General features: G+C 68.9%; 7 protein-coding genes and 1 pseudogene. 1 reads left to right on the top strand and 7 read right to left on the bottom strand.

Translation table 11 applies throughout. The features are described 5' to 3' along the window. Positions 1–677, top strand: a pseudogene (locus RIF68_RS24145) (oxidoreductase); the annotation flags it as partial. Positions 678–755: 78 nt separating this feature from the next. On the opposite strand, the gene RIF68_RS24140 reads toward RIF68_RS24145, so the two are convergent. From RIF68_RS24140 to sufB, 7 genes are all read right to left on the bottom strand, one after another. Then, entirely contained in the window at positions 756–1,070 is a 315-nt protein-coding gene (locus tag RIF68_RS24140; RefSeq protein WP_309053396.1) for a metal-sulfur cluster assembly factor, read from the bottom strand. Between the two features lie 68 nt (positions 1,071–1,138). After that, a complete protein-coding gene (gene sufU, locus RIF68_RS24135) occupies positions 1,139–1,609 on the bottom strand; it encodes a Fe-S cluster assembly sulfur transfer protein SufU (protein WP_309053395.1) in 471 nt (156 codons plus the stop codon). Between the two features lie 12 nt (positions 1,610–1,621). Continuing rightward, positions 1,622–2,890 (bottom strand): cysteine desulfurase, encoded by a 1,269-nt coding sequence (locus RIF68_RS24130; protein ID WP_309053394.1) that lies wholly within the window; start codon positions 2,888–2,890, stop codon positions 1,622–1,624. Further along, a complete protein-coding gene (sufC, locus tag RIF68_RS24125; RefSeq protein WP_309053393.1) occupies positions 2,887–3,651 on the bottom strand; it encodes a Fe-S cluster assembly ATPase SufC in 765 nt (254 codons plus the stop codon). Before sufC ends, RIF68_RS24130 begins: the two co-directional genes overlap by 4 nt. 7 nt (positions 3,652–3,658) lie before the next feature. Beyond that, positions 3,659–3,976, bottom strand: coding sequence for a bifunctional 3-phenylpropionate/cinnamic acid dioxygenase ferredoxin subunit (locus tag RIF68_RS24120; RefSeq protein ID WP_030492833.1), 318 nt, complete (start codon positions 3,974–3,976; stop codon positions 3,659–3,661). Beyond that, complete coding sequence (sufD, locus tag RIF68_RS24115; protein ID WP_309053392.1) at positions 3,976–5,157, bottom strand: Fe-S cluster assembly protein SufD; 1,182 nt, start codon at positions 5,155–5,157, stop codon at positions 3,976–3,978. The genes RIF68_RS24120 and sufD overlap by 1 nt, the downstream gene beginning before the upstream one ends. 70 nt (positions 5,158–5,227) lie before the next feature. Next, the coding region (sufB, locus tag RIF68_RS24110; RefSeq protein ID WP_309053391.1) for a Fe-S cluster assembly protein SufB at positions 5,228–6,054 on the bottom strand (827 nt) is incomplete at its 5' end.

Below are 6,054 nucleotides of genomic sequence, written 5' to 3'. Positions count from 1 at the left end.
TGGTCCAGGAGGCCGTCCTCGGCCGCTCGCTCACCTTCGGCACGCTCTGGCGCCGCTCCTGGGCCCGCATGCCGTCCGTGCTCGGGACGGTGGTCCTCACCAGTCTCGCCCTGGCGCTGCCCCTGCTGCTCCTGCTCGTCGGCTTCGTCGGCATGGTGATCGGGCTGATCGCCTCCGTGGACAGCAGCTCGGGCCTCTCGGACAGCGAGGCGTGGACGGTGGCCCTGATCGCGCTGGCGATCGCCGTGCTCGTCACCCCGCTCGCGCTGTGGATCTGGGTGAGGTTCAGCCTGGCCCCGGCGGCGGCCGTGATGGAGGGCCAGGGCGCCCTCGCCTCGATGCGCCGCTCCTCCGCCCTCGTCCGCGGCTCGTGGTGGCGCGTCTTCGGCATCCTGCTGCTCGTCGGACTGATGACGACCGTGGTCAGCTGGCTGATCCAGCAGATCCTGTCCCTGGTCGTCTCCACGCCGCTGGCGGGCATGGACTTCTCGGACGGCGAGCCGGCCACGGTGATCGCCGCCGTCGCCGTGGTGGTCGCCCTGCTGCTCCTCGGCCAGCTGGTCAGCCAGGTGATCGTCTCCGTCTTCCCACCCCTGGTGACGGCCCTGCTCTACGTGGACCAGCGCCTGCGCAAGGAGAACCTGGGCCCGGAACTGGCCCGCGCGGCGGGGTACTGACCCCCGGCGGCGTACGGGAACGGCCGCGCCCTTCAGCAGGGCGCGGCCGTTCCGCGGGTACGCGAGAGGTCGCGCGGGTCAGACGTTGAAGCCGAGGGCGCGCAGCTGCTCCCGGCCGTCGTCCGTGATCTTGTCCGGACCCCACGGCGGCATCCAGACCCAGTTGATCTTCAGTTCCCGGACGAGCCCGTCGGTGGCGGACTTCGCCTGGTCCTCGATCACGTCGGTCAGCGGACAGGCCGCCGACGTCAGGGTCATGTCCAGCGTCGCGACGTTGGAGTCGTCGATGTGGATGCCGTAGATCAGGCCCAGGTTGACGACGTCGATGCCCAGCTCGGGGTCGACCACGTCGTACAGGGCCTCGCGGACCTCCTCCTCGGAGGCCGGCTTCATGGCGCCCGCCCCGGCCTCGGGGGCCGTCTCCACCGCGCTCTCGGTCGCGTTCTCGGTCGCGTTCTCGGTCATGCCGACTTCCTCACAGATGTATCGGAGTCCCCCAGCGCCTGAGCCGTCGCGTCCTTCCACGCCATCCAGCTGAGCAGCGCGCACTTCACCCGGGCCGGGTACTTGGACACCCCGGCGAACGCGACCGCGTCCTCCAGGATCTCCTCCATCGCGTCATCGGGCTCGATCTGCCCCTTGGACTGCATCAGCTCCAGGAAGGTGCCCTGGATCTTCTGCGCCTCGGCCAGCTCCTTGCCGACGAGCAGCTCGTTGAGGACCGAGGCCGACGCCTGGCTGATGGAGCAGCCCTGGCCCTCGTACGAGACGTCCTCGATGCGGTCGCCGTCGTACTTCACGCGGAGCGTGATCTCGTCGCCGCACGTCGGGTTGACGTGGTGCACCTCGGCGTCGCCGTCCCGCAAGCCCCGCCCGTGAGGGTGCTTGTAGTGGTCCAGGATGACGTCCTGGTACATCGAATCCAGCTTCACAGCTCAGCCGCCCTATCCGAAGAAGTTACGGACGTGCTCCAGCCCCTCGACCAGGGCGTCGACCTCGGCCGGAGTGGAGTACAGATAGAACGACGCCCGCGTGGTCGCAGGAATTCCGTACCGCAGGCAGACCGGCCGCGCGCAGTGGTGGCCGACCCGGACCGCGATGCCCTGCTCGTCCAGCACCTGCCCCACGTCGTGGGGGTGGATGTCCCCGAGCGTGAAGGAGATCGCCGCGCCGCGGTCCTCGGCCGTGGTGGGGCCGATGATCCGCAGGTCCGGGACCTCCTGGAGGCGCCGGACGGCGTACTCGGTGATCGCGTGCTCGTGGCGCGCGATGTTCTCCATGCCGATCGCGGACAGGTAGTCCACGGCCGCGCCGAGGCCGACGGCCTGGGCGATCGGGGGCGTACCCGCCTCGAACTTGTGCGGGGCCGGCGCGTAGGTCGAGGAGTGCATCGAGACGGTCTCGATCATCTCGCCGCCACCGAGGAAGGGCGGGAGGTCCTCCAGGAGCTCCTGCCGTCCCCACAGCACACCGATGCCGGTCGGGCCGCACATCTTGTGGCCGGTGAAGGCCACGAAGTCGGCCTGGAGCGCCTGCACGTCGAGGACCATGTGCGGGGCCGCCTGGGAGGCGTCGATGCAGACGAGGGCACCGACCTCCTGGGCACGCCGGATGATCGTCTCGACCGGGTTCACCGTACCGAGCAGGTTCGAGACCAGGGTGAAGGAGACGATCTTGGTCTTCTCGGTGATGACCTCCTCGATGTTCGAGAGGTCGAGACGGCCGTCGTCGGTGAGGCCGAACCACTTCAGCTTCGCGCCGGTGCGCTGCGAGAGCAGCTGCCACGGGACGATGTTGGAGTGGTGCTCCATCTCCGTGATCGCGATCTCGGTCTCGTGGTCCACGCGGTAGGGCTCGTCGGCCCAGCCCAGCATGTTCGCCACGAGGTTGAGCGACTCCGAGGCGTTCTTGGTGAAGATCACCTCGTCGCGGCTCGGCGCGTTGATGAAGGCGGCGACCTTGTCGCGGGCGCCCTCGTACAGCGCGGTGGCCTCCTCGGCGACCGTGTAGACGCCGCGGTGGACGTTGGCGTTGTGCCGCTCGTAGTACGTGTTGAGGGCATCGAGGACCTGGCGCGGCTTCTGCGAGGTCGCCGCGGAGTCCAGGTACACGATCTTCTTGCCGTCGTGGACCACGCGGTCCAGGAGCGGGAAGTCCTTGCGGATCGCCTCGGTGTCGAGGAGGCCGGTCAGCCCCTGATGGGCGGAAGTCACGCGGATGCGCCACCCTTCACGTACTTGTCGTAGCCCTCGTTCTCCAGCTGGTCGGCGAGCTCGGCGCCGCCGGACTCGACGATGCGGCCGTTCGCGAAGACGTGCACGAAGTCGGGCTTGATGTAGCGCAGGATGCGCGTGTAGTGCGTGATCAGCAGGGTGCCGACCTCGCCGGTCTCCCGGACGCGGTTGACGCCCTCGGAGACGATGCGGAGCGCGTCGACGTCGAGGCCGGAGTCGGTCTCGTCGAGGATCGCGATCTTCGGCTTGAGCAGCTCGAGCTGGAGGATCTCGTGGCGCTTCTTCTCGCCGCCGGAGAAGCCCTCGTTGACGTTGCGCTCGGCGAAGGCCGGGTCCATGTGGAGCTTCTCCATGGCCTCCTTGACCTCCTTCACCCAGGTGCGGAGCTTGGGGGCCTCGCCGCGGACGGCGGTGGCGGAGGTGCGCAGGAAGTTGGAGACCGAGACACCGGGGACCTCGACCGGGTACTGCATGGCGAGGAACACGCCGGCGCGGGCGCGCTCGTCGACCGACATCTCCAGGACGTCCTCACCGTCGAGGGTGACGGTGCCGCCGGTGATCGTGTACTTCGGGTGGCCGGCCAGCGAGTACGCCAGGGTCGACTTGCCGGAGCCGTTCGGGCCCATGACGGCGTGGGTCTCGCCCTGCTTGATGGTCAGGTCGACACCCTTGAGGATCTCACGCGGACCGTTCTCGGCCTCGACGGAGACGTGCAGGTCGTGGATTTCAAGCGTTGCCATGGGTGACTCAGGACTCCTGGGTGACGGAGACGAGCACATCGTCCCCTTCGATCTTTACGGGGTATACGGGGACGGGGCGCGTCGCGGGAAGGCCGGACGGCTTGCCGGTGCGGAGGTCGAAGCTGGAACCGTGCAGCCAGCACTCGATGGCGCAGTCCTCGACCTCGCCCTCGGAGAGGGAGACGTTGGCGTGCGAGCAGATGTCGTTGATGGCGAACACCTCGCCCTCGGTACGCACCACCGAGACGGGCGTGCCGTCGACCTCCACCCGCTTCGGGGTGTCGGCCTCCAGCTCGCTCAGCGCGCAGACGCGGACGAAGGCCATCAGACGGAGGCCTCCAGCTCGGCCTCGATCTTGGCGATCAGGCGCTCCTCGACGTCCGGCAGACCGATCTGCTGGACCAGCTCCGCGAAGAAGCCGCGGACGACGAGGCGGCGGGCCTCGATCTCCGGGATGCCGCGGGACATCAGGTAGAACAGCTGCTCGTCGTCGAACCGGCCGGTGGCGGAGGCGTGGCCGGCGCCGGCGATCTCGCCGGTCTCGATCTCCAGGTTGGGGACGGAGTCGACCCGGGCGCCGTCGGTGAGGACGAGGTTCCGGTTGAGCTCGTAGGTGTCCGTGCCCTCGGCCGCGGCCTGGATGAGGACGTCACCGATCCAGACGGCGTGGGCGTCCTGGCCCTGCAGCGCGCCCTTGTAGGCCACGTTGGAGGTGCAGTGCGGGGTGTTGTGGTCGACCAGCAGGCGGTGCTCCTGGTGCTGGCCGGCGTCGGTGAAGTACAGGCCGAACAGTTCCGCCGAACCGCCCGGGGCGGCGTAGGCCACACGCGGGTGGATGCGGACCAGGTCGCCGCCGAAGGTCACCACGACCGACTTGAAGGAGGCGTCGCGGCCGACCAGCGCGTTGTGCTGGGCGACGTGGACGGCCTTCTCGTCCCAGTCCTGGACGCAGACGACGGTGAGCTTGGCACCGTCGCCGAGGACGTAGTCGACGTTGGCGGCGAGCACCGCGTCACCGGTGTGGTCGATGACCACGACGGCCTCGGCGAAGGCGCCGAGCTCGATGACCTGGTGGCCGAAGGCGACCCCGCCCTCGCCGTGGACGGCGATGCGGATCGGCTCGGCGAGGACCGCCTCCTTGGCGACGGTGACGACCGAGGCCTTCTCGAAGGACGAGTACGCCTGGGCGGCGACGCGGTCGACGGGCGTGCCCGCCCGGCCGAGCCGCTCGTCGTCGCGGCCGACGGTCTCCACCGTGACGCCCTCGGGGGCCTCGATCTCGACCTTGACGCCCTCGCCGGTGGCGACCGCGGTGCCGTCGTGGAGTCCGCGCAGCCGCTCCAGCGGGGTGAAGCGCCACTCCTCCTCGCGGCCGTGCGGCACGGGGAAGTCCGCGACGTCGAAGGACGGGGGCGCGCTCATGCGCGTGGCGACGGTGGACTCGGCGGCCACCGCGATCGAGCCGGCGGTGGTGGAGCCCGCCGGGATGTTCTGAGCCTCAGCCATGGCTGTCGTGTTGCTCTCTTCCTACGTAACTACGCAAAGACCAGGGGGTACGGACGGCGGCGGGGCGGCGTCAGCCGACCGCACCCTCCATCTGCAGCTCGATCAGCCGGTTGAGCTCCAGCGCGTACTCCATCGGGAGCTCCTTCGCGATGGGCTCGACGAAGCCGCGGACGATCATGGCCATGGCCTCGAACTCGGTGAGGCCGCGGCTCATCAGGTAGAACAGCTGGTCCTCGGAGACCTTGGAGACCGTGGCCTCGTGGCCCATGGAGACGTCGTCCTCGCGCACGTCCACGTAGGGGTACGTGTCGGAGCGGGAGATGGTGTCGACGAGCAGCGCGTCGCAGAGCACGTTGGACTTGGCGCCCGGGGCACCCTCGCCGATCTCGATGAGACCGCGGTAGGAGGTGCGGCCGCCGCCTCGCGCCACCGACTTGGAGACGATGTTGGAGGAGGTGTTCGGGGCCATGTGGACCATCTTGGCGCCGGCGTCCTGGTGCTGGCCCTCGCCCGCGAAGGCGATGGAGAGGGTCTCGCCCTTGGCGTGCTCACCCATCAGGTAGACGGCCGGGTACTTCATGGTGACCTTGGAGCCGATGTTGCCGTCGACCCACTCCATGGTGGCGCCCTCGTAGGCGACGGCGCGCTTGGTCACCAGGTTGTAGACGTTGTTCGACCAGTTCTGGATGGTCGTGTAGCGGCAGCGGCCGCCCTTCTTGACGATGATCTCGACCACGGCGCTGTGCAGCGAGTCCGAGGAGTAGATCGGGGCGGTGCAGCCCTCGACGTAGTGGACGTAGGCGTCCTCGTCGACGATGATCAGCGTCCGCTCGAACTGGCCCATGTTCTCCGTGTTGATGCGGAAGTAGGCCTGGAGCGGGATCTCGACGTGCACGC

Source organism: Streptomyces sp. (genome assembly GCF_031178505.1).
Classification (GTDB): Bacteria; Actinomycetota; Actinomycetes; order Streptomycetales; family Streptomycetaceae; genus Streptomyces; species Streptomyces gulbargensis.
Note: the sequence above shows the minus strand (reverse complement) of the source record. Positions and strands in the feature narration are given on the sequence as shown.